The organism is Pseudomonas sp. ICMP 8385 (assembly GCF_002699915.1).
GTDB classification, from domain to species: domain Bacteria; phylum Pseudomonadota; class Gammaproteobacteria; order Pseudomonadales; family Pseudomonadaceae; genus Aquipseudomonas; species Aquipseudomonas gessardii.
On sequence record NZ_LKBY01000104.1, the window covers coordinates 1 to 25,020 of the forward strand.

Below are 25,020 nucleotides of genomic sequence, written 5' to 3' on the forward strand. Positions count from 1 at the left end.
AATCATCGCGCCTAACTCTGCAAGTTGAAGCCTAATGGGCCGTGCCAATCATCGCGCAACGCGGTGCCAAATCCGGCGCGCGCTTACATCGGTTCGTTGCCGACCCGCACATCCAGTTGAATCCCGGGGTAGCGGGCGGTGAAATCGGCCAGCCTTGGCACCAGCCAGCATTGCGCGACGGAAGGCCTGGCGTAGAAGCACAGCTGGCCTTCGATCTGCGTATCGGAACGCTCCTGCACAGCCTCGGACAGGGTGTCCATGGTGTGCTGCATGACCTTGAAAATCCGCTCGCCGTCATCGGTCAGGTCGACCTTGCGCGGCAAGCGATGGAACAGCTTGAGCGACAGTTCTTCTTCCAGGCGCGCTATGCGGTGGCTGACCGCACTGGCGGTCAGGCACAGCTCGTCAGCGGCGCGGGCGAAGCTGAGGTGGCGGGCGGCGACCAGGAACGTATGCAGGTTGGACAGGTGGGCGCCGTTGAGCTTGGGCGCTTTGCTCAGGCCAGGTGCTGCCATGTGGGTATCCCTCTTCGCGTCAACCGCCGGCGATCAGCGATGGGTGGTCGTTTGCAGAGCGCGCCCCTTATCCAGGTAGGTGGCGAACTCTTCAGCGGGGACCATGCTGCCGCCGGTTCCCCAGATCAAGTGCGTGGCGTTGGCCAACTGCGTGGCCCCGACGCCAATGCGTTGCAAATACTGCGCGTCCTTGAGCACCCGCACAATGCCTGGCGCGCCGGCCAGGGCCGAAGGTTCGAGTTTTACCCCTTCAAGCTCATGGGCGAGGAACATCAGGCGGTAGAGTTCTTCGTCGGTGACGGTGTAGTAGCCATCGATCAGGCGCTGCATCGCCTTGCCGACGAAGCCAGAGGGACGGCCCACTGCCAGGCCGTCAGCCGCAGTGAGGTTATCGATGCCGAAGTCCTGCACGCTCACCTGGTCATGCAGCCCGGTATACACACCGAGCAGCATGCAGGGGGAGTGGGTCGGTTCGGCAAACACGCAGTGCACCGCATCGCCAAACGCCAGCTTCAAGCCAAACGCCACGCCACCAGGGCCGCCGCCAACTCCGCAGGGCAAGTACACGAACAGCGGATGCTCGGTGTCCACCCGCACCCCGGCCACTTCAAACTGCCGGGCCAGGCGCTCGGCGGCCACGGCATAGCCGAGGAACAGGTGGGGCGAGTTTTCATCGTCGATGAAATAGCAGGCCGGATCGTTTTGCGCCTGCTGGCGGCCGTTTTCCACGGCAACGCTGTAGTCGGATGCGTACTCCACCACCGTCACGCCGTTGGCGCGCAGTTTGTCCTTCTTCCATTGGCGTGCATCCGATGACATATGCACCGTCGCCTGGAACCCCAGCGTGGCGCTGATGATGCCGATGGACAGGCCCAGGTTGCCGGTGGAGCCCACGGCGATTTTGTACTGGTTGAAGAACGCCCGTGCATGCTCGCCGGCCAAGGCCGCGTAATTATCGTCGAGGCTGATCAAGCCGGCCTGCAGGGCCAGGTCTTCAGCGTGCTTGAGCACTTCATGGATACCGCCACGGGCCTTGATCGAGCCGGAGATGGGCAAGTCGTTGTCTTTTTTCAGCCACAGCGCGCCGCAGTCGGGGAGGGCGGCTTCGCTCAACAGCGCGTGCTGCATGGCCTTCAGCGGTTGGATCGCCGATTCGATGATACCGCCCGCCGCCGCCGTCTCCGGGAACACCTTGGCGAGATAGGGCGCGAAGCGAAGCAGGCGCGCGCTGGCGTCTTTTACATCGTCCAGGCTCAGGCCGACATCCCCAAGGGCCACAGCGGTCGGGGCGATCGCGGGGTTGAACCAACTGACCTGCTCAAGTGCGACCAGCGCCTTGATGACCGGGTGGCTTTCATACCAGGCGTCGAGCGTTTTACCTTGAATCATGGGCACTGCCTTTGAAGTGGGGTTCATCATACAAACCGGGAAAGGATGAGGGTAAAGATCAGGGCCGCCACCGAAGCGAGCACGGTGGCGCCGGTGAATTTCTTGAGGGCTTCGGAGAGGGAAATCCCCAGGTACTCTTTTACGACCCAGAACGCCGAGTCCGTCACGTGGGTCCAGCCGATGGCACCGGCACCGATGGCGATCACCAGGATCTCGGGGCTGTATTGCGGGTTTTGCCCGAGGATCGGCAGGACCATGCCGGCGGTGCTGATCATGGCCACGGTGGCCGAGCCGACGGCGAAGTGCATCAGCCCGGCGATCAACCACGCGAGGAGGATCGGGTTGATGCTGGACTGGCCCAGCACATCCGCCAGGACCTTGCCGATACCGCTGCCGACCAGCATGTCGTTGAACGCGCCACCGGCGCCGATCACCAGCAGAATGCCGGCCAGTGGCGGGAAGCAGCGGTGGGTCAGCTCAAGCAGATCGCCCATGCCCAGCCCACGGCGCAGGCCCAGGGACCAGTAGGCAAAGCAAATCGACAGCGCCAGGGCAATCAGCGGGTTGCCCATGAAGGACACCCATTCAAACGCCATCGAGCCTTTGCTCAGTAAAGGTGTTGCCAGGGTTTTGCCGACCATCAACGCCAAGGGCAGCAGCACCGTGATCATCGCCATGGCGAAACTGGGGGCCTGGCTGTCATCGATGCTCCCCTCGCCACGCTCAGCCAGAAACTGAGCCTGGCCGGCCGGGGCCTGCCGCGCGCAGGTCAGCTTGACCCAGATCGGCCCGGCAATCACCGCCGTGGGCAACCCGACGATCAGCCCGTACAGAATCACCTTGCCGATATCGGCATTGAGCATGCCGGTAATGGCCGTGGCGGCGGGGTGCGGCGGCAGGATGCAGTGCACTACCATCAGCGAGGTCGCCAGCGGCACGCCCAGGTACAACAGGTTGATCCGGGTCTGCCGGGCAACCACATAAATCAGCGGGATCAGCAGCACAAATCCCACCTCGAAGAACACCGGAATCCCGGCAATAAAGCCCACCAGCATCATCGCCCACGCGGCGTTCTGCTCGCCCAGCAGGCGCAGCAGCGTGGTCGCAATGCGCTTGGCGCCGCCAGACTCTTCCAGCAACTTGCCGAGGATGCTGCCCAAGCCAATGATCCCGGCAAGGAACCCGAGCGTACTGCCCATGCCCTTCTCAAATGCCGAGACAATCGCGGTGGGGGTCATGCCCGTACCGACCCCCACCAGCAGGCTGGCGGCGATCAGGGCCAGGAACGGATGGACACGGCATTTACCGATCAGCACGACAATCAATAGGATCGACGCGCCAAGGATCAATAGAGAAAAGGTAGGGGACATGGGTGGGTCTGCTCCATCGCAGTTATTGTTAGTTGTTTGCGATGGATTAGATTTCAGGCCTATGGCGGGGACAAACGATGATTCGTCAGGCGCTAGCTGAGGCCTGTTCACTTATGGCCAGGGGCGCTGTACGTTCTCAGAAGTCCCAGCGCGTCGACAGCATGACGTTGCGCGGGTCGCCGTAGTAAACCGAGTTGTAGAAGCCAATGTTGGTGTAGTACTTCTTGTCGAAGACGTTGTTGATGTTGAGGGCGGCCGAGACGTTGTCGGTAACTTGATAGCGGGCCATCGCGTCGACTACCCAGAGTGGAGACTGGGAGAAGTTATCCTGGGTGCCCGTCGTGTAGTTGTTCGTCAGTAGCTTCCAACCCGTACCCTGCCAGCGCACGCCGCTGCCCACGGTGAGTTTGTCCAGCGGGCCGGTCAGCTTGTAGGTGGTGTAGATATTGACCTGGTCTTCCGGTTCCCAGGTGGACAGCTTCGCCCCCTGCTTGTCGCGCATGATCTTGTGGGTGTAGCCCGCCTGTAATTGCCAGCCGGGTGCAAGCTCCCCGGAAATTTCCGCTTCGTAGCCCTTGGTCTTGGATTCAACCCCCTTGTAGGCACCATCAAGCCCGGGGATGCTTCCGTTTACGTAGCTGTCGTCGGTGACTGCGCGATTGTCTTCGTGAACCTCAAAGTACGCGAGGCTGGAGTTCAGGCGGCCATCAAAGAACTCACCCTTGAGCCCGATTTCGTAGTTTTTACCTTCGTCCGGCTCCACCGGCTTGTCATTGATATCGCGGTATTCGCGCTGCGGCAGGTAGATATCGGTGTAGCTGGCGTATGCCGAGAAGTTTTCGTTGAGGTCGTAGGTGATGCCGGCGTAAGGCATGACCTTGCCGGTGTCCTTGACCTGGCTGGTGCCGGTCACTTCAAAGTTATTGACCCGGGTGCCGAGCATCAGGTGCAGGTCATCCGTCACGCTGAAACGGGCGGTCATGTAGCCGGCGCTCTGGCGGGTGGTCTCGTCGTTGTAGCTGGTTTCCGGGCCCCGGCCTGGCTTAGTGGCATCGCCGTCCCAGTTGAAGTAGTCGTGGCTATTGCCATCGGTGTAGATGGCGCTGGTGTAGTTGCGGCCGATCCAGCGCGAGCGCGATACCGACGTACCGACCACCAGCTCATGTTCGCGGCCGAATAGGCTGAACGGGCCGGTGGCGTACAGGTCGCCGGTGTCGCTGGTGGTTTCACCGTCGTAGGCACGGGTCAGCAGCATGGCTTTGCCGGTGGTTGCGTTCGGGTTCAGCAGGGCAGAAAGCGGTGCGTCGTAGCCGTTGATCTGGTGGTTGTACTGGGCTTTGCCCACCCAGCCATTGTCGAAGGTGTGTTCCAGCGTCGCGAAGCCGGTGCGCGTGTACTGTGCCCACTTGCTGTACTTGGCCCCGTTGTTGAAGCCGCGCGGTGTGCTGATGCGATTGCCCGCCGAGTCATACAGCGAGGCCGAGCCCGACCAGCTGGAGCCCTGGGGATCGCTGTCCTGGTAGTCGGCGCCGACCGTCAGCAGGGTGTCGGGTGCCAGGTCGAACTCCAGGATGCCGTAGTACACGGCGGTCTGGCGCTGGTAGTGGTCGAGGAATGAGTGTTTATCCTGATAGGCCGCAACGGCCCGCCCACGGACGTTGCCGGACTCGGTCAGCGGGCCGCTGACATCCACTTCGGAGCGATAGTTGTCCCAGGAACCCGCGCCCAGGTCGATGTAGCCCTTGAATTCGGCGGTTGGCTTCTTGCGCACCATGTTGATGGTGCCGCCTGGGCCGCCAGCGCCGGTGAGCAAGCCGGTGGCCCCCTTGAGGACTTCGACACGGTCGTAGATCACGGTGTCTGTGAGGGTGTGGCCGGAAGAATATTGCGCATCTTGCAGGATCGGAATGCCGTCGTACTGGAAGTTGCGAATGGCAAACCCGCGCGAGTAATACGAGGTACGTTCACTGTCATAAGCGGCCACGGTGATGCCAGGGGTATGGCGCATCACGTCGTCGATTGACTTGAGGCTGAAGTCGTCCATGGCCTGGCGGGTCACCACGGAGATCGACTGCGGTGTCTCCCGTGGCGTCAGTACCAATTTGGTGGCGGTGGCGATGGTGCCCGGCGTGTAGGAGCCGGAGCCCTCGGTAACGGTGCCCAGTTGGTTGCTGATCACATTGGTGGTGCCAAGCTCCAGCGGGCCCGACGCTTGGGGGCGAGGTTTGAGCAGCACTGCGTTTGCGCCGTTCTGTTCAAAGTCCAGCCGCGTGCCCTTCAGCAGTTGAGCCAACGCCTGTTGGGCGGTCATTTGGCCACTGACGCCCGAGGATTCGACGCCCTGGGCCATGTCCGAGGAATACGCAATTTGCAGCCCGCTCTGCACACTCAACTGATCGAGTGCGTTGACCAGCGACTGCCGTGCAATGGCGAAGCTATGGGTGGTTGGCACCTCGCGGCTGGCCGCTGTGTCGGCGCGCTCGACGGCAACAGCGTGACTGCAGGCCAGGCAAATGGCGAGCGCAAGTATGCTCCGGGCGTGAGTCGAAGTGAGTGCTGGGAAAGGCATGCGGGCTCCGTCATGAATAAGAATTATTTGCAAAAGCAAAATCCTTGACGGGTTGAAGCCCCAAAAACCGTAAAACTTTTTTCGTGCAGGATCGGCCACTGCTTTTAGCGGATGACCAACGACCCGCCCGGCAGACGATAAAGCTGGGTGGCCGTCACTTTGCTCAGTGCTTGCACGATCGCCATCGGATCATCCAGTTGGTAGTTGCCGCTGACACGCTCACCCGCAGCGGCGGCGTTCAGGACAAAGATCGGCGCCGGGTAGTAGCGCTGCACTTCGTCAAGGACTTGCGCCAGGGGGGTGTCCTGGAAGGACAGGCGGCCATTGAGCCAGGCCATCTTCCGTTCAGCGCCTTCCAGGGATAAGGGTTGCAAATGGCCGTCATGGAGTTGCTGCCAGTTACCGACTTGCAACAGGCTCTGTTTGCCCTCGCGATTGGCAAAACGCACCAGGCCCTGGCGCACGGCGACGACAACGTCGTTGCCGCGCTTGCTGACACTGAACTGAGTGCCGACCACGGTAATGGTGGCGTCCGTCGTCTCGATACTCAGCGGACGCTTGGCATCGTGAGCGGCATCGACATAGAGCTCGCCGCGCAGGAGGCGGATGCGGCGTTGAGCCGCGTCGAACTCGGTGCTGATCGCACTGTGGCTGCCCAGCACAATGTGCGAGCCGTCTTCCAGGTCAAAGGGTTTGACCTGGGCGATATCGGTCATGTGATCGGCTTGCAGGCGCATGGGCACATCGGCCATCCAGCCGGCGCCGAGGGCGACCAGCAACACGGCCGCACTGGCAAAGAGTCGAGTCTTGCTGCGCCACGTTGAGGCCGATGATGGGGCCGGTGGCAACTCCAGGTCGACGGCCAGGTTTTGCAAGGCTTGCTGGAATGACTGAGCCTCCCACAACGCCTCTAAATGCGCATACGCAGCCGCATGCTGTGGGTCGGCGTCACGCCACCTGGCAAAGCGTTGGCCCGTGGTGGGGTTGCGCGCAATCTCATCACGCTGGGTAAACCAACGGGTCGCCTGCTCTCTGGCAGCATCGTTGGGGATAACGTTTTGAGTCGGTTCAGTCATGGTAAGTCGATAGCTTTGGCACAGGCATTGAGCGCATTGCGCAGGTCTTTTTCCACTGTACTCAAAGATACCTGCAGCCGTTGTGCAATATCGCCCTGAGACAAACCGTGCAGTTTATGCAGAACCAGGATTTGTTGCTGGCGCGTGGGCAAGGTCCCCAGCACCTGCTGAAACTGTTGCAGTTGCTGCTGGCCATGGGCCTGACATTCCGGGCCCGGTGCCGAAGTCGGCACCTCGACCACCACGCTTTGAGCTAGCTGACACTCGAAACGCCTTTTACTGCGCATGCTGCGCAGGTGGTCAAAGGCTAGATACTGAGCGGTCTGATAGAGGAACGGATGCAGGTGTTCAATCGGTCGGCTATACAACGCTTTTGCCACCTTGAGGTAGGTCTCCTGGGCGAGATCCTCCGCCTGACTTGCACAGCCGACCACCCGCGACAACATACGGATTAACGCACTGCGCTGGCCGATAAAAAGCGCGCTGAGTTTCTTTTGATCGCCTTGCATCTCCATTGCCCCTGCTACCTTGGTGCTGAGCGATTGCGCGAATAGTGGCACACTATAATGAGAAGTCATCTCATTTAAAAGGTCTGTAGCATGACCTGCCTGGAGCGGGGGGGCGGAAAGGCGAGAGTTTCATTGGGGCACGAAATCGCCTGGAACTCGAAAGCCTTCGTAGCTTGTGGGTTATAGGATTTCAGGCACAAAAAAAGACGTTCGTGGACGTCTTTAGATGATGAAGTGGTGGGCCGGGGGAATTTGAATTCGTTACTTAGGCATTTGATCTATCTGACTAATGTGATTCCGTAAAATTCTTTGGAATACCGGCTGGAATACCAAGAGAGCTGAATCTAGCGAAATGTCTCATTACCGTTCTGCAGGCATGGCCGAAAAGATCATCTGTTTATCCGAAAGCGGCCAAGCTAACTAGGCCATCTGTCGCGGGTTTGCCAAACCCAGCTCAGCCCGCTACTCAGGTAACCCGCCACACGAGTCTTTGAACACCGTTTTGAACGGCGCATCGCCTGGGACCATCAGCTGGCGTGACTTCAAGCAAAAAGGCAGTACCCATAGCCGCAGTCCGCCTGTCTTGGGGAACTCGAATACTGGCAGCGGTCGATCAAATGCCCCAGTCCTGGGGTAAATCAGCACCACATCTCCCGACCCATTCAGATAGCTTTGCCCATAGGCCTGCAACTGATAGAAGTCACCCTGTGCGAGGCCGTATTTATTCGTCCCATTTGCCTTGAGACCATCTAGCAGTTTCCACTTTGTATCGAGAACCAGCAGATCTTTCTTGGCATCCTTGATCAACAGGTCTGGCTTTAGACAAAACCAATGCTGTTCTTGATGGCGAACCAAGTGATGGCTGCGTGCTTGGGTTTTCAGATGAAGCGGCCTCGCCAGTTGCTTCGCGAGATGCTTGGAGACGAACGCTTCGAATACTGCCTCCATTGGGAACAGCAGCGACGGAGCATGATTGCCTCCGCGGCCTGTCATGGGTGATTGCTGTTCTAGAATCAACTTTGACCAAGCGAGTGCTTCTTCGTAGTAACCCATTCCCCGCTCAAGGCGTACCCGCTGGAAGTCCATATTAGGGTCCGCTGAAATCGGGACCTCTGCGAAGACAAATTTAAGTTCTCGGGCCAGTTGCTGATGGGCCTGAGATGCCGTCAGTTGCAGGATTCGTTGCAATGCGGTGTGTAGTAAACGGTTTTCCGGACGATTAATCGAGAACTCGTCGTGCTCTGTAAAGAATCGGTCCGCCCTATAAAGGTTTTGCCGCAGATGGGATTCCATCATCAGTTTGCCGCGAAGGGCAAACAGGTTGCCTTGCTGAGTGGTATAGGTGCTGCGCAGTCCTTGTTTGATGATATGCCCGACGGTGCGTAGGAACTCGGCAATAAAAACTTCCAGCAAGGGCATTCGTGCCGCCGCGAGCTTGGCGGTGTCAGTTTGAAGGTGGCGGAACTCTTGAAGGCAGCAGAGCATTTCGATCAACAGCTGACGAGCCTTCAATGCGCCTGCACCTATTACTTTTCCAACTTTCGGCAGCACCTCGATTTGGTAACCGTCTGGTGCACGTACCACTCCAACAAAACTAGTTACCTGAACGGCTCGATGCCCGCGCCGTTGAGTCAGGCGCAGCCACGCTGGCCTACTGTCGTTGGAGGCCAGCAGGCACTGGCGCTCAAGCCATTCGTAGACCGTGTCCGGGATAATGTGCGTACCCTCAGACAACGAGCCAGTCGAAGTCGCAGCCATCAACACGTCAAATTCGTAAATCGATATTCCGCTCACGTGCCTCCGCCTTTCAGGTCGACAGCGTCTTGTATATGCCAATGTAGGCATCCGGATTAGAGAGCGCAGCCTTCTGCAGAGCGTAGTGGCGCTTAGTGGAATAGCTGTCCATGCCATGATCGCTGCCGAACAGGCGAGCCAGATCGTCCTCCTGATCTTCACCCTCAACGATAAAGCGTGCGGCTTGGGATTTCTGATTGTCTGCTAACACAAGGCGGATCTTTTGCCAGTCTTCGAAAAAGTACTCTTCGAGCAGGGGCAGAATACGTGTGCTGAACACCTGTTGCAGGGCTACAAATCGTTCATCCCCATCAGGCACCTGTGCTAATGCTGTGAAGTATGCATGGCCGATGCAATGGTCGCGGTCGTAGAGCACCTCAATGCGCTGGTTTATTGCATCAAGCATACGAGGCACATCCACCACTTGCTCCCCCAGACTGACCCGAAGGTTTGCAAGCGGCGCTCCTGGCTCGTCGCGAGCGTCCGGCATTAACGGCACAAACTCGAATCGGCGACGCAAGGCGGTGTCCAGCAACGCAAGGGATCGGTCTGCCGTGTTCATAGTGCCGATAATGTCGACATTGGCTGGTACCGAAAAACTCTCTCCGGAATATGGCAAAGTCACCGAGATGGCGTTTTTAGCTCCTTCGCGTTTATCAGATTCGATCAAGGTGATCAGTTCGCCAAAGATCTTGCTGATGTTTCCCCGGTTGATCTCGTCGATCACCATCGCAAACTGCTGATCTGGCGCCATACGTGCTTTGCGGCACAAGTCCTTGAAGACACCTGCGCGGATCTCGTATTGGACTTCACCGGATTCCGCGTCGCCCTCGAGAACCGGACGCAGACCCTCCACGAATTCCTCGTACCCGTACGATTGATGGAAGGTGACGAAACTGTAGCGCTTGATGTATTCGGCTGAGGGAGGGCCTGCATTGTACTCGTCTACCAGCCGCTTCAGATCGGCAGCTGCGTCCGCCCAGTCTCCAGTTAGTATCCATGATGAGTCCGATAGCTTGTCGAAGACAGCCGGTGCCATTCGCTTGCTCATCTTGATGGTTTCGGAGGACTCGATTGCATGGTACTGGAGAGCGCCCCAAACGGTGTTCCGCACACTCTTGTTCGCGCTTTTGGCGGCGGCAATCGATTGCATGAATGGGTGATCAAGTAACTCATCGACACTTGCTTTCCCGCCCAGGTGGTAAAGGGTTGCAGCGGTCGCCTCCCACCAGGTAAGGCTGGCGATCCTTTCGCTCACAAACTGATTTTGCCATTCTTCCTTAGATACTGAGGTCGTAACTTGCTCATACTCTCGCTTCATTAGCTTCGACAATTCGTAAGTTTTGCCCGTGCCGGGTGGGCCGTAGTAGATACGATTGAGGGGAAGCCTTACTGCATCAGAATCAGCAGTGTCTTCTTCGTCAGGCTCCTCGCTGTCCTCCACTGGATCGTCCCGCAGTTGATCCGGCCATAGTCCAGGTCGTTCGGCTTCAAGTAATAGCCAGTCGTTGAGTAAGTCATGCTTGTCAGCAAGGGATGCTTCAATCTTCGTGAGCAGTTCGTCAGTTAGCGGCTCACGGTGGATGATGGGGAGAGCGCCAACCTCACGCTTCCAAGAGAGCTTCCGCACTCGCGTGCCCCGCACAATGCCAAGTACGCCAATCGCGCGTTCGCTTCCGGGGTTCTTGCGGCCAAATCGCACCTGGATATCTCTGCCCGAGTGCCACCAGTCCAAGCCGGCCATATGAACAGCCCGTGCCAACCGACAGAACATCGCTTTGTCCTCTGGCGACCATGAGGCGCGGAAAGTTTGGAATGCAGGTTTGCTATCGAAGTGTTGGAGCAGGTCGTCGTCGCCCAGTGACTTACTCAGGTTCATTTTGGCTACTACCTCTTCGTAACGCAGCTCGAAGTTGCGGATGGCTTCAACGCTCCATGCAGTGAGCTGGTCTAGCGACTTTTCCAAACCATCGCCAGCGGACATTGTTGTTACAAAGGGAGCGTTGTGATAGTCGCCTCGTAGGGCTAAATAGGTTTTGCGCGTTTTACTAGACTCGCCCAACCCAACGGTATCGATCTTGACCACAAAGCCGTCGTCGGCATCGATTCCTACGGTAAAGGCCAGTTCCTTAGGCGCTTCCGGTGAGGGGTAAATTTTCGCCCAGTTGTAGCCAGAGAAATGATTACCCTGGTTGGTAGGCCGCTTGCGAATTTCGACGCGCCCTACAGGAAACAGCGTGGTCTTGAGTTTGTTAGCCCATGCCTGTGTGACTGCATAGGCCTTTTTCAGATCATCGTAAGCTTGGTTTTGCTCGGGTTTGGACTCGTCACGCTTGTGTCCTGCCCACTTGCTCAACAGCTCGAAATGGTCACTGGTAAAATAGTCCGCCATGGTACTCAGATTCCTTCAACATCAATTCCGTGTTCTGCCAACCATGTCTTGCGCTGTGCGTAGTCAGGCATGACGCGCTCCAGGCGGAGCCAAAATTCTGGGGTGTGATGTGGCTCTTGTAGGTGCACCATCTCATGCACCACCACATATTCCGCAATGGGCTTGGGCAGCAGGATTGTTTTCCAGTGAAAGTAGAGCTGTGCGCCTTTGCCACAGGAGCCCCAGCGATAGCCCAGATCCTGCACACGCACACCGCTGGGGATCAGGTCCATGCGGGCTTGGTGGTTCTTGACGCGCAAGGCCAGCCAGTTGCGGGCATGTTCGCTGTACCAGCGGATAAAGTGTTCGCGGGCCCGTGGCAATTCGCTACGCAGCAGGCGGAAGCGACCGGCAGAGAGTTTAAGCGGCACATCCTGCTCATCAACCAGTTTGAGGCGGTAACTTCGCCCCAGATATAGAAACCCCTCTCCGTCCACGTATTCCTTAGTGGGGATTGAGCGCTGCAGGCGTTCCTTTTCGGCAAGACGCGAGTAAATCCAGAAGCTTTTTTCCGCTACGAATTGCCGCAGCGCTTGCTCCTCAACCTCTGGCGGGGCAAACAGGATAAGTGCGCCGTCACGTTCGACGGTGATCTGTAACGTCTTGCGCCGCGCGCTGCGGCGTAGCGTCAGTTGCAGATCGTTTACGGTGAGGGTTTGACTGCTCACAGCTGCATCAACCGTTCATGGCTGGCTCTCGCTTGATCCATCAGGCGGTCAGACAGCACCCCCGCCGTATCGCTATCCACCAAGGGCGGACGCAGTCGCATCAGGTAATCAAATAGCTGCCCGGCCAGCTCCTCCTGTGCCGCTCGCTTGCGCGGGCTCCAGATATCGCGGTGGCTTTGGAGTTCGCCCACCAACAGATCGACCAGTTCCACTGTCACATCCTTCAAACGCAGCAGCTCGGCGGGCTGCGGATTGGCGTCGGCACACACCACATCCAGCAGGGTGCGCAGGAAGGGGGCATAGTGTTCGGGCAAATCCAGGGGGCTGTAGCCATCGCTCATTTGACCGCTGCGCAGCTCGTTGATGATCTTCTGCATCTGTTCAACCAACTGATCCCACTGCTCGCCCAGCGACTTGAGCAGCTCGTTCAGGCGTTCGGACAGCTTGCGATAGAGCACCGGATCTTCATCAGTGTGCTTGCGCACATGCGAGCGAATGGCGTGCTCCATCTCTGATGCCTTGGCGCGGTCGTTGACGCTTCGCGACAACTGTTTCTCGAAGTCTGCATCGGTGAGCTGGATCGGCGGAATCTTCGGGTCGATGCCCAGTGAGATAACATGATCGTCGATCAGTTTGCGCACCTTGGCACCGACATCCTTGCCCAATTGCGGCAGGTCCTTGTAGCGCCCACGTGCTCGCGCGTGGATATAGGCCAGGCGCTTGGCATCCTTGACGAAGGGCAGGCCCTCGGGGCGTGGCAGCACGGTGTCCAATGAGTTGAGGAACGCTTTGAGTTTTACCGCAAATTCGGCGCGCACCTTTTCCGACTCCAGTGCGGCAATGCAGGTTTCGGCATCTTCCAGCGACTCGATGCCCTGGCGACGCAGCACATCCACTACACGAAGATGACGATCGCGCAGCACCGGCACCTCGTCCTTGATGCTGCTCAGCGCACCTTCGATATCCTCGTCGGCATAGGCTGCCAGCGCTTCGCGCAGGTGGTTGGCGACCCCGTAGTAATCGACCACGATACCGCAGCGCTTGCCGAAACCAGTACGGTTGACCCGCGCAATGGCTTGCAGCAGCTCGGCTTCCTTGATTGGCCGGTCAAGGTACATGACCCCTTCGATGGGGGCGTCAAAGCCGGTGAGCAACATAGACTTAACAATCAGGAAAGCCAATGGGTCGGTCTTGCCTGGCTGCTCATGATTCAGGGGCTTCTTGAAACGCTGGATCAGCAGCTCGTGCTTGCTGCCATCCGTCCAGGTTTTCCACTCGGCCGGATCGTTATTTGAGCCGGAAATAATCGGTGCGAATTCCAGGCTGCGTAGCCTGTCGCGATAGCGCCACGCCTGCACGCGCGCCTGCAGCTTGGGTGGACGCTGGCACAGTGCTTCATCGTCGAGGTCCTTGTCGGCTGCTGGCAACGCTTCGGCCTCGGCCAACAACTGATCGCGGGCGACCTGCAGTGCGTGGAAATAGCGGATTGCCGCAATCCGGCTATAGGCTACCACCTGCGCCTTGTAGCCATTGGGCAGGATATTGGTGACGTAATGTCTGAGGATGTCGCGCGCCTTATCTGCAATCAGCGCGGGGGCATCAAAGATATGGCCTTTGGTGGCGTATTTTTTCTTGATCAGCTCCAGCTCGTCCTGACTGTGCTCGCGGAACAAATCCTCGAACAGTTCATCCAGGCTCGCTCCATCTTTTAATGCGCCCTGGGCAGTGCGTCCTTCGTAAAGCACCGGCACTGTAGCGCCATCTGCCTCGGCTTCCTTGATGGTGTATTTGTCGATGAACGCGCCGAAAATTTCGTGGGTGCGTTTCTTATCGCCCATTATGATCGGTGTACCGGTAAAGCCGATACGCACGCAGTTGGGTAGGCCCGCCAGCAGGTTTGCCTGCAGATCGCCGGCCTGGGTGCGGTGCGCCTCATCGATCAATACCAGAATGCTCTCGTCGTGGTTGAGCACCTCGAATGGTTTGCTTACCAGGTAGGGCGCACGCTTTTCTGCGGCTTTGAGGGGGGCAGTAGCTTGCGTAGGGATCGACGCCTCCCCATCTTCTTCCTGTTCGGGATTGCGATACTTCTGGATGGTGGCGAATACCAAGCCGGGGCCCTGGCGACGTGCCAAGGCTTTAACACCCTCGATATTGGAGGCCACCTCCGGCAGTTCACCGCTCAGCGTGGCGGTGGCGGAGAGCTGGTTTTGCAGGTCTTTACGGTCAGTGACCACGATGATTTTGAAGCGGCGCAGTTGTGTATCCGTGCGCATCTTGCGCACCAGAAATACCATGGTCAGGCTCTTGCCTGAGCCTTGAGTGTGCCAAACGATGCCGCCGCGCTGGTCGCTCTCGCCGTGCTCAAGGCGTGTCTGCCCGCGTTTCATGCGGTTCACCGTGCGGTTCACCGCGCGGTACTGCTGGTAGCGGCAGACCGTCTTGATGGTCTGCCCGCCAACCGGCATGAACAGCATGAAATGCCGGATCAGATCGAGCAGGTGGGCCGGCGTCAGCATGCCTGCCACCAGGCGCTCCTGCTCGGACAGTTTGGCTTTGCCCAACTGCTCGGCTACTGACTGCTCGCTGCCGCTACCCTCCGGGCCAACCACGGTTTTCCATTGTGAGAAATGCCCGAAGCCGGCCCCAATGCAGCCCACCCGTGCTTCGTCGTAGCTACTGGCGACCAACAGCTGCACGCTAGCGAACAGTGTTTCGTTGCCCTCGTTGTCCTCGACTTCGAAGGCCGCCTTGCGCTGGTTGCTGTAGCGGCGCAATTGATCGACAGCTTCGGCCAGCGGTTCTGGGATGGATGGGCTCTTGCATTCCACCACCACCAGCGGGATGCCGTTCACCAGCAACACCAGATCCGGGACGATAAATTTCTTGCCGCTGTTGTACCCCGGTGGGCAATCCACTCGGAACTGGTTGATCACGCGGAAGTGGTTATTGGCCGGGTTGGCCCAATCGATGTACTGGATGGTCTGACCACGTCCGCCTTCCCAGCCCTGAAGGCCATCGACCGTGATGCCTTTGAGCAGCAGCTCAGTGACTGTCTGGTTGGCTTCCATCAGCTTGCCGACGCCCACGCGGGTAATGGCCGCCAGTGCTTCGGCAATGCGCTGCTCATCCAGCCAGGGCTGACCGTCGCGCAGGTTGATGGCAAGCAAGCGCTCGGCCAGTGCAGCTCGCTGAATCACTTCACTGAAACTGCTGCGACCAGTGATGGCCGGGTCGTCGAGGCTGCCCTCGATATGCTTCCAGTTCAGCCCCTGTAACTGAGCCACAAAGGGTTTTTCGACGTCATCCAATTCCCAGCCCACGGTTACTCCTTTAATCCAGTTCAGGCGTGTATGGGCTCATACAGGCTCATAGCGGCTCATAGCGGCTCATAGAATTTTTAGCCGAGCTTATAGACCGACCAGCGTCGTTCACCTTGCTGTATCAGTGTGCCCTTGTCTTTCATGCGCTTGAGCAGTTTTGCCGCTTGATCAGGCGAGAGCCGACAAAGATCCATTACTTCAGCGCGCTGAATCTGCCCATGCTGCTGCACGTAGTTCAACACCATCTGCTCATGTTGAATGGATGTGAAGCCTGCCTGGCGGGTATAACCGGCCTTGTCGCCCACGGCCTGGTACAGACTGGCTGACAGAGTGTAGCTGCGCCCTCGGGTAGAACCGTGGGCCTCGACCAAGCCGGCTTCGGTCAGGGCTTCCAGGGTGCGTTTGGCACTGGCGGTGTCGCGCTGGATCTGTACGGCCAGTTCGTCGGCCGTGACGCGCTTGGTCTCACGCAGGGCGGCCAGGGCGATCAGGCTGTCGATGGGCAGCTCGGCGTTGGTGGCGCGCTCGTGCTCGACTACTAGGCGGCGGAAGTCAAGGTCGGCCTCTACGGTGGGTAAGCGCAGCACCACGCTCTGGGCGGTGGTGTAACTGTAGTCCGGGGCCGGCCGGCCGAATTTGAGCATGCCGCGGAAAATCTTGTCCACGCCTCGGCCGGAGCGTTCGACTACGCCGACGCGCTTCATGGCGTCGGCCAGGGCCGGGTTGCGCGGGCGCGGTTCGGTCACCAGCAGGTTGGCCAGGGTCACGCCATCGACTAAGCCACCGGGGTTGCTGACCACCAGGGCATCGTCTTCAAGACGCACATGCACCGCGCCCAGGCCGTGGTAGTCACGGTGGACCAGGGCATTGGCCACGGCTTCTCGGAAGGCGCCGAGGTCCACCTTAGGCACCGGCACGCGGAACAGGCCGACCTGCAGTTCTTCCTCGGGGTTGTAGGGACGGAAGTTGGTTTCCAGCCAGTCCAGTGCCTTGAGCAATGGGAAGCGGCGAAACTCATTGAGGCGCACTGCCTGCTGGGCCAGCACCTGGAAAGCGAACTCGTGGGTGGGCACCAGTTGGCGCAGGGAGGTTTCCCGGCCGATCAGTAGCAGGCCGGTAAGGGTCGGCACGCGCATACCGTCCGGCTGGCGCGCAGTGAGCAGCAGTGCGCCGTCCAGGGCTTCGTCGTCCAGTTCCAGCAGCACGCGGTCGCCGCCGTATTGCTGCACCGCCTGGCGCAGGCGCTCACGCTCCAATGGGTCGAGGTCGGCCAAGGTGGCACCGGCCACCGGCTGGGCGGAGACATCGAGCAGGCCAAAGCTGCTTGCGCGGCTGCTGCGCTCATGGGGCAGCATGGCTATGCATTCGGGCGTGCCGTCGTGCTTCAAGCGGCGGCGTAGATAGACGCCGCTGGTGGTGGCCACTTCGCTCTGGGCTTTGGGCACATGGATGTGCGCTACGGTCACGCCATCCAGGTCGATCGCCTCGGCCTGTACGTTCAGCGAAGGCGAGGTGCGCGCTGCAACCATGCCAGACAAGCCCTCTAGCAGGCGATGCTCGGAATGCAGGCCGGTAGGCGTGCCGTCGTCCTCGACGCCCAGCCATAGCTCGCCGCCCTCTGCATTGGCCAGGCAGACAAGTGCCTCAATTAGCTCGCGGTCGGGAAGCTTGCTGCGATCGCTTTTGAACTCGACGGTGAGGGATTCGCGAGGTGGCAGGCGCTGTGGCATATCAGGCTTCCGTTTGTGCTGCAGCTTGTTGCATAGATTCCAGCAGCGGGGTGACTCGGACGCGGCCGGATAGCAGGTCGTCCATCAGGCCGATCTTTTGCTGGCGCAACTTTTCCAGTGCCTTCTGCTCGACTGCCATTTTCTTATCGAAGGTCGACAGGCGTTGGGTAATAAGCAACTGTTCAGCGACTGATGGGCAGGAAATGCCAAATGCTTTCAGCTGCGTCGAATTGATTGAGGCCAGGTTGGTTGTCTGTTTCGATGCTTGGACAAAGTAGCTCTTTCCACGCACAGAGCTGGAGTAGGCTGCCAAAAATGCAGCCAATAGCTTTGAGTCATCACAGCGTACGCGGAAAACATGATTCTGGTGCAGGCAGGGTTCTATCTGCCCCTCCCATACGGCCCCCCGACCCAACTTGTCGAAGTCTCCACCCTCGTTCATCAGCACATCACCTACTTTCAGAGCAAAGCGGTTCAGCTCTGACGGCAGGATCGAGACAGTCTTTATTTCTCCCAGGGCAAGGTAGCCATCTTGGACATTAGCCACTCGCAGATATGGAAGCTCAATTGCGACAGGGCTGTTTAAGGTGCGGCCAAGGGTTATACCGCTTGCGATATCTGCACAACAACCCAGCGGGACCACTTCCCATTGCCTCGGAATCCACCCCAACTTTGACTCCTTGTAGAGTTGCGGCGCTTCGCTCTGTGGTGGGCGTAGGTGGCCGTTGGCGTCAATGCCGCGGGTCAGCAGGTCGTGCAGCAGACCCTGTTTGAGGGACTTGAGCTTATCAATCAGCGCTTCGGTTTCGCGGATGGCGGTGTCGAGAGTGTCGAGGATTTGGGCGATCTTCCTCTGTTCACTCTCGATGCGCGGTATTTCAACAAAAAACTCTCGAAGCTCTCCGCGCTTGATGTGTTTCATCGTACTGCCATGTGTCCGCTTGCCCATTTCAGCAACAGACGCTTGCAGCACATGAAACAGGAATGAGCGATCAATCCCTTCAGCAGGCCCAACTTTAAAGAGATGTTGGTTCAGCCACGCTGAGCCACCAGCCCAACGCACGACTGCGAGTGTTCCGCTCCAAGAAAAGATCAGATCACCGTCGTCAATTCGGTAGCTGTTCGGTAACAGGCCGGGAAAGCGATCAACAATGCCTTGGCTACCGGTAATTTGAGCTATTCGGATGATTGGCAGACCGTGCTCAGACCAATGCAAATCATTGAATGCGAAACCGTTCTCGTAGCTTCCAAGTGAGGCTAGGCTGCGTTGCTGCCACTGATCAGACATATCCCAGTCCTTTAAAGAATCCCTGCAATGCCCTCGCCGCCTTATCGCGCTTATGCTCGATCTCATTCAACGTCACCCGATACTTGTCCCACCAGTTCTCCATGGCGGCGACTATCTGCTTGCGCTGGGCGGCGATATAGCGCTCGACGATGGCCTGCATATCGTTGTGCAGGATGGTCAACAGCAGTTCGGCGGCTTGCTGCTCGTCCAGCCTGTCGACGGCCTGACTCAGGTGGCTGGCGAAGTTCTCCTGCCGGTTTTTGAGCTGTTTCTTCACCTTGGTGAACTCGGCTTTCCAGGCCTTGAGCTGGGCTTCGTCAACGGTGTTTTCTTCGTCATCGGTATCCGTCGAGCTGTCGGCCTCGTCAGCCTCTTCCCCCTTGGGTGGGGATGCGGCCTTGAGCTGACTATCCAGTTCGGTCTTTTTTGCTTCCAGCTCGGCCAACTCGGCAACAAAATCACCTAGCAGGAATTTCACCAGCTTGTGCTCCAACGGGCTTTGCTTGCTGGCCTTGTCTTCCAGAGCGGTGATGATGCTGATGCGCCAAGCGTCGATTACGCCCCGGCAACCGCGGGCCATCAAGCCAAGGAAGTCATATTTGCTCTGGTACCAAAAGCCCGCGACGATGCCCCTGACTTGGAAAGGGTCGAGCAGGCCGATGCCTTCCAGCGTCTGGCTAAAACTGGCCAGTAGCTCGCCGCGCAATTCGACCAGGGCAGCGCTATTATCCAGCTTCCCAGCCAGGGTGGTGATCCGCGGGCTGTGTACGTGCCACCAGGTTTCGAAGGCATCACGCAGGGCGGCTTCCTTCGCCTGTAGGCCGGGGTTGCTTTCGATGGCTGGCTTGAGGTCGGCGCGGCAGGTCAGCTCGCCGCGAAAGTCGAAATACTGCGCATCGCGTGTGATGAATAGGTCATGAGGGTCGAGGCCGTGGGCGGCGAACAGCGGCGTTTTCGCTTCGACTTCGGTCTTGGGCAAACCACCCAGCAGGTGAGCACGCACGTCATGCGGCTCGGGTGGTGGTGCGTTATCCACGTAACGGCGGATATTCAGGTTGTAGTCGTTGTCGCGCAATGTGGCGATATCCACCACGTCGCTAAGGCCGTCGATCCGGCGAAATTCGTCGAAGGCAGTGGTGATTTTCTCAATGTGCTCGGGCAGCAGGTGGTTCTGCGCACGGCCCTCGAAGTACTCGCGGTCGGCGTTGATAAACAGCACCTTGCCCTGGCGCTCGGCAGGCTTGGCGCTGACACGGTTGGCGCCTTCCTGCTTTTGTTGGCGCAGGATCAGGATGCAGGCGGGAATACCGGTGCCATAGAACAGGTTGGCCGGCAGGCCGAGCACGGCTTCGAGCAGGTCGTTTTCGATAATGCCAGCGCGAATGCCGCGTTCCTCTCCGCCCCGGAACAGCACGCCATGGGGCAGTACGGTGGCGATCATGCCTTCGTCACGGGTGACGGCAAGCATGTGCTGCAGGAACATCAAGTCGGCCTTTTTTGAGCCCAGTGGCACCTCGCCGAAGCGGAAGCGCTGCTCGCGGAATGTCGGGTTCCAGGCCAGGCTGCCATCCGGACTTTTCTCGGTATGGCCCCAGTTGATGGAGAAAGGCGGGTTGGTGAGGATTCGGTCGAAGCGGCGCAGTTCGCCCCCCTCGATATGCCGAGGGTCGGCTAGGGTGTCTTCGTTCTCCAGCCAGGCGTTGCTGATGCCGTGCAGCAGCATATTCATCTGCGCGATGGACCAAACGGTACCGTTGAATTCCTGGCCGAATAGGTTGGCCTTGCGGCCGTCCTCACCGTGCTCGTCGATATATTCCTTGGCAGCAATCAACATGCCGCCCGAGCCGCAGCAGGGGTCGTAGACATCGTGAGCCAGAGTCGGCTTGAGCAGATGAACCATCAGGCGCACAACAGAGCGCGGTGTATAGAACTCACCGCCTTTCTTGCCGGCTGAGTCGGCGAACTCGGCGATCAGGTATTCGTAGGCTGCCCCAAGCAGATCGGGGAATTCGAAGTCACTATTGCGCAGACGCACCTCACCGAAGTGGGTAATGAGTTGGCGCAGCTTCTGATCGGGAATCTTGCTCTGGCCGACCTTGCGAGTGAAGTCAATGTGCTCCAGCACTCCTTCCAGGGATACGTTATTTTCCTCAATGCCGCCCAGCGCCTTGTTAAGCAAGTTGCCAACATTGATGTGTGCTTCGTTGAGTAAATAGTGGAAGCGCGAATGGCTGGGCACCCAAAAATTACCGTCACGCTTGTACCAGCGCGGATTTTCCGCCGAGACAAAGGCCTCGGCCTTGCTCCTGCTGGCGTTTATTTCATCGGAAACGACCTGCTCATAGCGCTCCTCGAATACGTCGGAGCAGCGCTTGAGGAACAGCATGCCAAAAATGTATTCCTTGAACTCCGAGGCGTCCATCTTGCCGCGAAGAATATCGGCAGCCTTGAACAGATGGCGTTCCAGTTGTTGCAGCGTGAGGGGCATTGCGGAATCTCTTGTGGGCACCCAGGGAGCGGATGCCGGTCCCCATGGTATAAAATGCCGGGATTGTATCTCAATCCGAGCGCGGCACTGAGCAGTCTCGGTTACACGGGCCCGGTTGGGTGTCTAGCGCTAGCTGTACTGACTTTTTCATGTCGGTGATTCGCGCTGATGCTCATTGCAGCGCGGTGAGCATTGAGCTGTTCCCCAAAAATGACCTACTCGCTGTATCTCTCAGTCGCGTACGGCTTGCAGGGCTACTTGCTCCACCGACCGAGGTAATCTGAATCTACCTTCTATGTTATTGATTTATAGCGCTAAATTTTTTATTGTGATTGGAATGCCTCATGAGCATATTTATGTTCTGGAACGTCGCTTGTAATCGATTTTACAGCCTTGCTTCTCATCTATGATCTGGGAGGATCTTCCTGCGGCTCTCAGGACACAGGTTACGCTTGATAAGAGGTTGAAAGTGGTGAATGGCAGAAACCGGCCAAAAGCCGCCAGTCGCAAGGGGCAACTGATAGCCAGCGCGGACATTCGCCGAGTAATAATCTGGTCTGCCACAAGCTCAATGGAATTTGAGCAGAAAATGCGAGCAGTTGCTTTTAACTACCGGATCACCAGTTCCGGGACAGACCAACGTCAAGAAATATGTCGTACCGAAGACTGAGTCCTTACTACTCCATCATGCTTTTAATGTCTAACTTTAGATTTACAGAGTTACTGGAGCCGAAAGCCCATTCAATGAGTGCATCTTGCTCTTTTAGAGCTGCTAACTCTATGGGCTCAAAGAAATCAATCTCCTCGAGCTCTTTGAGTATTTCTAAAGCTTCAGTCTTTAGTAAATCTGTGACGGGATTGCCTTCGAAATTCGGTGATATAGCGATTGAGAATTGGAGCGGCTTCTCACCGACTCTGTTGACACTGAAACATTGGATTTGAAGCGTATTCTCTATTTTTTCACAGCGTCTTGACTCAATGATTGCATAGTAAGGGGAAACCAGTTTCGCTCCAGCGATCGCCACATAGCTAGTTTTTTGGGCTTCATCTGGTGAAGGGCATAGCTTTTCAATAAGAGCGCCCGATTTCAGTTCGTCCTCAATTTTCTCAAATGCTTCAACAACGGTTATGCCATATTCACCAACGTTCTCAAAGAAGGCATCGATTGCTTTCAGATCTAATTCGCCTTCGCCTGATTCTGCCTGGATATCTGCGTATGCCTTTTCCGACTCGAGGCTGAATCGATATACTAGCTCCTTACTTTTCTCTTCAGAAAGCCCGCAAGCTTCTTGAAGAACAGTTGCGAATGACTTCATGAGCATCCCCATCCTGAACGGAGGTTGAGGCTGACCATTCTTGGCCTGAGTCTCGGGATCCCAGTGATTATCGCAATGAATTCTAAATGGTAGGTAGCTTGCAAAAAATACGAATCTGATATTGTGGATTGGACTTTTATAAAAATTGAGCCAAGATTCCTTGATCGCAGCATCTGAATCAAGGTTCAAGCGCTCTTCAACGGCCTTCATGAATTGCATGTAATCATACGTGAGTTCGATAGCTCCGAGATCTGCATCCAGTTCAAGAGCTTGGTTTTCTAATACGCTTAACGGTGGTCGGAAGCCGTCTTTGATTGAGTTTTTTACTCGTGAGTGCCCTTTGGTAATGTGAGATATTTCATGAGAGTAAATAAAAGTTAACGCCGTTAATGCCATATGCTTGGCAAATGCGAGTCTAACAGAGCAATTAGGACGGCGCGCCTCAAATTTTCCCGAATCTGCAATTCTGGGAATGTAAAATGAATATCCTTCTCTCGTTTCAGTGTTTGACATTCCGACATCGGGAAATATTAATTCACTGCTTAGAAGCCGACTAAATAAGGATGAGAGCAAATGGATTGTTCCATAGTTAACACCTATAAAATCTACGTCACCTTTTCCTGCGGAAGCAAAAGCACCAACATAATCTGATTTAATAATGCCAAATTTTAGTTCCCTGCCAGCGTTATAAAAATAGCGGTGATTGGCTTGCTCTGTAAGCTGTTCGAAAATTATTATAGCGTTTTTGAATAAATGCTCATCGAACTGAAGATTTGGGGATGCGCATTCGTGAATGCCTCCCTTGGCGACAACAGCTTTAGCAAGAAATTCTGGCAATTCATTAAGGTTTGTAATCATCTTAAAAGTCCACAATATAAATCGATCAATGGGATAAACAGGTTCAAGCCATTGAAGGATCAGCGGAAACGGTGACGATAACCTGCGAGCTCTGGCCCGTATTCGAAGAGAGGAGCTCGGATGCAGGCCAGCCGAGAGAAATATAAACGGATTCGTGCCACCAAGGCGTGAGAGTCGATGCACGATAGTTTAGAAAGAATGAAGTTAGCGCACTGAGTCAGCTCGAGTTGTTTGAAAAACTTGGCGGCATGAGCTTTGAAACGTCGCGCGCTTTCTTGAGCGTTCTCAACCAAGGCGTGGAGGTATTCGGAATAGCCTTTGAAGCCTACTCCGCCTTCGCCAAAAAAATCCGGCATTTGGTCATCTACTGACCCAAAGCTCTCCAAGAGACGATCAATGATCTCTTGGAGGTCTGCTATGTCTTGTTCATTAGATACGTCCACGTTTACACCTGGCACGCGGGGATCGAGGTCGACACTATCAGATTGATTTTCCAGAGAGAGGTCAAGCGGGATTTCGACTGGAACGACGCCCGTCGGGGTTTATGATTCGTTGGTCAGCCGCAATATTCCCTATCTTTCGAACTTAGTTCACAGATTTTCAAGGAATACTGAAGCTCTATTTTTCTTCCTTTCAAATGTCGCCTGCTCAGGATGCCCGCACTGCCCTACAAGCGTGCGGGGCTGGGGCTCCCGGCTATGCACCGGCGTCCAAGATTGAGTTGCAATCCGGGTTTTAGCGTGCAGTGGCGAGTTCGAGGCGTTTCTTGCTCCCAAGCGACAATCAGGTTTGGTCGGTATCCATGTCCGCTTCTGGCCGATTTCTGCCCCTTACCACTGAGGTCTGAAGGGGATGGCTGGTGTTCAGTTACGCCTCGAAACGTTGAATTGACCGTTAGCTTTGAAGCCTGCGAACGGCTACGGTAATCGAGGTTAAGACCCTCGCTTCACACGAGTTGGTCGGTCGGGCCGCAGGTATGAAATGCGCTTTAATCGGACGTTAGCGTGCCCGCTTACATCGACTTGACCGAGATAACTTCCACGAATCTGAATTTTTTCTTGGCTAACTTTGTAGCTTCTTGCTCTGCAACTAGAGAGCTGAGCGTATCGGCTTCATGTACGATCTCGTGCATCTTGCCTTCGAATTCATTCCCCACCCTCAGTGTGACTTTCAATCTGGGAGTAAATGATTTTGAAAGTTTCTTTTTCTTCACTAGCTTTGTCTGCTTAGCGATCACGATTTCCGGTGCAGTGTCTTGCTCATGGGTGTCGATTACTGATGCAGGGGCCTCTGGCGCACCGAATAGCGCCCGACGCATTTCTTCTTCCGTCAGCTCTGTAGTCATACCATTTCTCGAGAGGGGGGCGTGTATAGCGTTTTCGATTCTATCACTGCGGACAGCGTCGGAAATAAAAAGGCTTGACGTGGTATCTGACTTGCCATCGCCACTAAATCCGAACGTGCGTGAGTTTCTGCCCAGAGCGTTTGTTCGAATGCAGCCTTATTGACACTCATGCTTGTGTTGTCGCCGCTTCACATTTACGCTTTGCTCCGTCGCGGTCAATCCCGCGACCGGGTGTCGCAACCTGAATCGAAACCAAGGCGCGGTATGTGCCATATCGCACAGTCAGCACTTCAAGTGCTAGCTGCTGCTTTTCTATGGCGCACCGTGCAGGGCAGGCTTCGGCCTGGCCGG

The 25,020-nt window shown here is 56.9% G+C and carries 15 protein-coding genes and 1 pseudogene; all 16 read right to left on the reverse strand.

Going from position 1 to position 25,020, the window contains the following annotated elements; all coding sequences use genetic code 11:
- Positions 1–92 precede the first annotated feature (92 nt).
- Positions 93–515, reverse strand: a pseudogene (locus tag AO268_RS17520) (LysR family transcriptional regulator); the annotation flags it as partial.
- A 33-nt stretch (positions 516–548) separates the two neighbouring features.
- Positions 549–1,904, reverse strand: coding sequence for a D-serine ammonia-lyase (locus AO268_RS17525; RefSeq protein ID WP_099169389.1), 1,356 nt, complete (start codon positions 1,902–1,904; stop codon positions 549–551).
- A gap of 26 nt (positions 1,905–1,930) precedes the next feature.
- On the reverse strand, positions 1,931–3,274 hold the full coding sequence (locus AO268_RS17530; protein WP_076962711.1) for a GntT/GntP/DsdX family permease: 1,344 nt from the start codon (positions 3,272–3,274) through the stop codon (positions 1,931–1,933).
- A gap of 136 nt (positions 3,275–3,410) precedes the next feature.
- A complete protein-coding gene (locus AO268_RS17535) occupies positions 3,411–5,843 on the reverse strand; it encodes a TonB-dependent siderophore receptor (protein ID WP_099169390.1) in 2,433 nt (810 codons plus the stop codon).
- Between the two features lie 104 nt (positions 5,844–5,947).
- Positions 5,948–6,919 (reverse strand): FecR family protein, encoded by a 972-nt coding sequence (locus tag AO268_RS17540; RefSeq protein ID WP_099169391.1) that lies wholly within the window; start codon positions 6,917–6,919, stop codon positions 5,948–5,950.
- Entirely contained in the window at positions 6,916–7,434 is a 519-nt protein-coding gene (locus AO268_RS17545; RefSeq protein WP_099169392.1) for an RNA polymerase sigma factor, read from the reverse strand. Before AO268_RS17545 ends, AO268_RS17540 begins: the two co-directional genes overlap by 4 nt.
- A 456-nt stretch (positions 7,435–7,890) precedes the next feature.
- Positions 7,891–9,222 carry an McrC family protein gene (locus tag AO268_RS17550; protein ID WP_099169393.1) on the reverse strand — a complete coding sequence of 444 codons (1,332 nt, stop codon included), beginning with the start codon at positions 9,220–9,222 and terminating at the stop codon, positions 7,891–7,893.
- A gap of 13 nt (positions 9,223–9,235) precedes the next feature.
- On the reverse strand, positions 9,236–11,614 hold the full coding sequence (locus tag AO268_RS17555) for an McrB family protein (RefSeq protein ID WP_099169394.1): 2,379 nt from the start codon (positions 11,612–11,614) through the stop codon (positions 9,236–9,238).
- A 5-nt stretch (positions 11,615–11,619) separates the two neighbouring features.
- Positions 11,620–12,321 carry a M48 family metallopeptidase gene (locus tag AO268_RS17560; protein ID WP_099169395.1) on the reverse strand — a complete coding sequence of 234 codons (702 nt, stop codon included), beginning with the start codon at positions 12,319–12,321 and terminating at the stop codon, positions 11,620–11,622.
- Positions 12,318–15,644, reverse strand: coding sequence for a type I restriction endonuclease subunit R (locus AO268_RS17565; protein ID WP_099169396.1), 3,327 nt, complete (start codon positions 15,642–15,644; stop codon positions 12,318–12,320). Before AO268_RS17565 ends, AO268_RS17560 begins: the two co-directional genes overlap by 4 nt.
- Before the next feature lie 77 nt (positions 15,645–15,721).
- Complete coding sequence (locus tag AO268_RS17570; RefSeq protein WP_099169397.1) at positions 15,722–17,374, reverse strand: ATP-binding protein; 1,653 nt, start codon at positions 17,372–17,374, stop codon at positions 15,722–15,724.
- Position 17,375: 1 nt separating this feature from the next.
- Positions 17,376–18,662, reverse strand: coding sequence for a restriction endonuclease subunit S (locus AO268_RS17575; protein WP_099169398.1), 1,287 nt, complete (start codon positions 18,660–18,662; stop codon positions 17,376–17,378).
- The gene (locus AO268_RS17580) at positions 18,655–21,150 is read right to left on the reverse strand and encodes a type I restriction-modification system subunit M (RefSeq protein WP_099169399.1); all 2,496 of its coding nucleotides are present in this window, start codon (positions 21,148–21,150) and stop codon (positions 18,655–18,657) included. The genes AO268_RS17575 and AO268_RS17580 overlap by 8 nt, the downstream gene beginning before the upstream one ends.
- 677 nt (positions 21,151–21,827) lie before the next feature.
- Positions 21,828–23,324 (reverse strand): hypothetical protein, encoded by a 1,497-nt coding sequence (locus tag AO268_RS32435; RefSeq protein WP_141562826.1) that lies wholly within the window; start codon positions 23,322–23,324, stop codon positions 21,828–21,830.
- Between the two features lie 59 nt (positions 23,325–23,383).
- Positions 23,384–23,767, reverse strand: coding sequence for a hypothetical protein (locus AO268_RS17590; protein ID WP_099169401.1), 384 nt, complete (start codon positions 23,765–23,767; stop codon positions 23,384–23,386).
- A gap of 569 nt (positions 23,768–24,336) precedes the next feature.
- Complete coding sequence (locus AO268_RS17595) at positions 24,337–24,669, reverse strand: hypothetical protein (protein ID WP_099169402.1); 333 nt, start codon at positions 24,667–24,669, stop codon at positions 24,337–24,339.
- Between the last annotated feature and the right edge of the window lie 351 nt (positions 24,670–25,020).

Coding starts and splice junctions, on each gene's coding strand:
- AO268_RS17545 (WP_099169392.1), bottom strand. CDS start 7,434: ATGGAGATGCAAGGCGATCAAAAGAAACTCAGCGCGCTTTTTATCGGC.
- AO268_RS17570 (WP_099169397.1), bottom strand. CDS start 17,374: ATGCCACAGCGCCTGCCACCTCGCGAATCCCTCACCGTCGAGTTCAAA.
- AO268_RS17540 (WP_099169391.1), bottom strand. CDS start 6,919: ATGACTGAACCGACTCAAAACGTTATCCCCAACGATGCTGCCAGAGAG.
- AO268_RS17525 (WP_099169389.1), bottom strand. CDS start 1,904: ATGATTCAAGGTAAAACGCTCGACGCCTGGTATGAAAGCCACCCGGTC.
- AO268_RS17575 (WP_099169398.1), bottom strand. CDS start 18,662: ATGTCTGATCAGTGGCAGCAACGCAGCCTAGCCTCACTTGGAAGCTAC.
- AO268_RS17595 (WP_099169402.1), bottom strand. CDS start 24,669: ATGACTACAGAGCTGACGGAAGAAGAAATGCGTCGGGCGCTATTCGGT.
- AO268_RS17535 (WP_099169390.1), bottom strand. CDS start 5,843: ATGCCTTTCCCAGCACTCACTTCGACTCACGCCCGGAGCATACTTGCG.
- AO268_RS17530 (WP_076962711.1), bottom strand. CDS start 3,274: ATGTCCCCTACCTTTTCTCTATTGATCCTTGGCGCGTCGATCCTATTG.
- AO268_RS32435 (WP_141562826.1), bottom strand. CDS start 23,324: ATGATTACAAACCTTAATGAATTGCCAGAATTTCTTGCTAAAGCTGTT.
- AO268_RS17555 (WP_099169394.1), bottom strand. CDS start 11,614: ATGGCGGACTATTTTACCAGTGACCATTTCGAGCTGTTGAGCAAGTGG.
- AO268_RS17580 (WP_099169399.1), bottom strand. CDS start 21,150: ATGCCCCTCACGCTGCAACAACTGGAACGCCATCTGTTCAAGGCTGCC.